3 protein-coding genes are annotated in these 2658 nt (G+C 62.2%); all 3 read right to left on the bottom strand.

The window, feature by feature from the left end:
- Positions 1-47: 47 nt before the first annotated feature.
- The 3 genes from hypE to HMPREF1992_RS03225 are packed head-to-tail and all read right to left on the bottom strand — an operon-like array spanning position 48 to position 2384.
- Entirely contained in the window at positions 48-1055 is a 1008-nt protein-coding gene (hypE, locus tag HMPREF1992_RS03235) for a hydrogenase expression/formation protein HypE (RefSeq protein WP_021684400.1), read from the bottom strand.
- Complete coding sequence (hypD, locus tag HMPREF1992_RS03230) at positions 1045-2148, bottom strand: hydrogenase formation protein HypD (RefSeq protein ID WP_021684399.1); 1104 nt, start codon at positions 2146-2148, stop codon at positions 1045-1047. The genes hypE and hypD overlap by 11 nt, the downstream gene beginning before the upstream one ends.
- Complete coding sequence (locus HMPREF1992_RS03225) at positions 2145-2384, bottom strand: HypC/HybG/HupF family hydrogenase formation chaperone (protein ID WP_021684398.1); 240 nt, start codon at positions 2382-2384, stop codon at positions 2145-2147. Before HMPREF1992_RS03225 ends, hypD begins: the two co-directional genes overlap by 4 nt.
- Between the last annotated feature and the right edge of the window lie 274 nt (positions 2385-2658).

Here is a 2658-nt window from a genome sequence, read left to right as displayed (position 1 = left end):
GATGGCGCGGCTGAATTTATCAGTGCTTCCCTAGGTAGGTCGCCCCCTCAGCAAATCCTAGGCACAAGTTCCCCGAGCGGCAGATCGACGATGCGGATGCCGCCGAGCGCCGTACGGAGACCGACCTCCCCAGGCGCCTCTGCTGTCGTTTGGCCGATCACACACGCCTCTCGTCCATACGGATTCTCATGCATGACAGCGAGGACAGCGTCCGTATCCGCAGGCGGAACAAATGCGATCAGTTTGCCCTCATTCGCAAGGGTCAGCGGATCGAACCCGAGGAGATCGCAGACGCCCTGTACCTCCGGGCGTACGGGGATCGCGCTCCCCTCGAGGAGGATGCCGACACCCGCCGCGCGCGCAATCTCGTTCAGCGACGCCGCCACACCGCCGCGCGTTGGGTCCCGCAGGACGGCAATCGACGGCGCCGCCGCAAGCATCGCCGCCGTCATATGGCAGAGCGGAGCGCTGTCGCTCACGATCTCCGGCGGGAGCGTCAGATTGTGCCGCGCCGCCATCACCGTCGCCGCATGATCACCGAGCGTGCCTGATACGATGATGTTCATGCCCGGCCTTACATTCACGGGCGCGATGTCCACACCCTCAATCATTTCACCGATGCCCGCCGTGTTGATGTAGATGCCGTCACCGCAGCCGCGCGGCACGACCTTCGTATCACCCGTGACGATGAGAACGCCCGCCTCCTCGGCTGCCGTACGGATATCACGCACGATGCGGCGCAATGTGGTGATTGGGAAGCCCTCCTCAAGGATGACGGCAAGCGAGAGCCAGCGCGGCACCGCCCCCGTCATCGCGAGATCATTGACCGTCCCGCAGACGGCAAGCCGCCCGATGCTCCCACCGGGGAAGAAATGCGGCTGCACGACGTAGGAGTCCGTCGTAAACGCCGCGCGCCCTGCAATCGGCAGGACTGCACCGTCATGGAGCATGTTGAGGATCGTATTGCCCAGCTCCGGCAGAACGACCTCCTCCATCAGCGCATGGCTCAGCTGCCCGCCCGCACCATGCGCAAGTGTAATGACCTCATGCTCCATAGCGGAATTTTCCTCCCCCATATTTATACCATGCGGCACATGTCCCCTCGACTGACACCATGCACGGTCCGATCGCATGCTCCGGCACGCACGCCCTGCCAAAGAGCGCACAGTCCCGCGGCACGATCACGCCGCGCAGTACCTCACCGCAGCGGCAGCCGTTTCGTCCATCTCCGGGCACGTTAATGGAAAGTGGACGCACGCGTGCAAAATCAAAAGCCGCATACTCCTCACGCATGGAGAGCCCCGATCCGGGGATCTCACCCAGTCCGCGCCAGCGCACAGTCGCAGGCTCGTAGACGCGGTCAATCGCCGCACGCGCGACAGGGTTTCCCTCACGCCGTACAACCGTCTCATAGGCATTCTCGATCCGCGGCTCTCCTTCCCCGATCTGGCGCACGATTCGATGCAGAGCGCGCAGAATCTCGAGCGGCTCAAATCCGCCCACGACGCCCGGCAGGCCATAATCCTGCGCGAGGAAGTCAAAAATCTCCGTCCCCGTCACGACAGAGACATGACCGGGGAGGAGAAACCCGTCGACATGAGTTTCCCCGCCGTCGAGGAGCGCACGCATCACGGGCGGGACGAGCTTTTGCGCGGACAGCAAAAAGAAGTTCCCGAGCCCCTGCGCCTCAGCCGCGATCACAGCCGCTGCCTCCGTCGGCGCCGTCGTCTCAAAGCCAACGGCAAGGAATACAACCTGCTTGCTCGAGTTTTCCGCTGCGACCGTGAGCGCGTCGAGCGGCGAGTAAACGATGCGCACATCCGCGCCCGCAGCCTGCGCCTCGGCGAGACTGGAGCGTGTACCGGGGACTTTCAGCATATCGCCGAATGTCGTAATGATAACGTCCTCCATCCCTGCATAGGCAATCGCCGCGTCGATGTAGTCATCCGCCGTCACGCAGACGGGGCAGCCGGGTCCTGAGACGAGTTCAATGCCCTCAGGGAGAATCTGCCGCAGCCCTGCACGGAAAATCGCAACCGTATGCGTGCCGCAAACCTCCATGATACGGATGCTCCGTCCATTGAGGAGAGCGTGCATCTCCGCGAGTATCTCAGCCGCTTGTCGCTGTGTCTCCTGTGCACTTCTCATCCGAGACTCTCCACCGTACGCGGTGCCCCGCGCATCTCCGCACGCAGTGCCTCAATGCGCTCCGCCTCCTCGTGATCGACGATCTGCATCGCAAAGCCCGCATGGACGAGCACATAGTCACCGACGCGTGCCTCCGGCAGGAGCATCATGCTCGCCGCGCGGCGTACCCCCTGCACTTCTACCGAGGCAAGCTGATCATTTATCTCAACGACTTTCGCCGGAACTGCTAAACACATAGTTTCTCCTCTGTATTCTGTAAAATGTTGTTTGATTTCATCTCAATCAAAGCGTATCCTTGCGCGCTCAAAGCGCCCCCACCGTCACGCTGACGCGTGCCACCTCCCCCGCTCTGGCAGGGGAGGCTTTTAATAACGGTACTCAGCTTCCCCCGTCCGCGACGGGGGAAGTGCCGAGCAAAGCGAGGCGATAGGGGCGCTCGTATCTCCTGATGCTTTCTCACGATAGAAAACCTATATCGCTCAAAGCGCCCCCACCGTCACGCTGACGCGT

The organism is Selenomonas sp. oral taxon 892 str. F0426 (genome assembly GCF_000468035.1).
Taxonomy (GTDB): domain Bacteria; phylum Bacillota; class Negativicutes; order Selenomonadales; family Selenomonadaceae; genus Centipeda.
Note: the sequence above shows the minus strand (reverse complement) of the source record. Positions and strands in the feature narration are given on the sequence as shown.

Bases quoted from the DNA above. Each gene is read 5' to 3' on its own strand.
- HMPREF1992_RS03225 (WP_021684398.1), bottom strand. From the start codon at position 2,384: ATGTGTTTAGCAGTTCCGGCGAAAGTCGTTGAGATAAATGATCAGCTT.
- hypE (WP_021684400.1), bottom strand. From the start codon at position 1,055: ATGGAGCATGAGGTCATTACACTTGCGCATGGTGCGGGCGGGCAGCTG.
- hypD (WP_021684399.1), bottom strand. From the start codon at position 2,148: ATGAGAAGTGCACAGGAGACACAGCGACAAGCGGCTGAGATACTCGCG.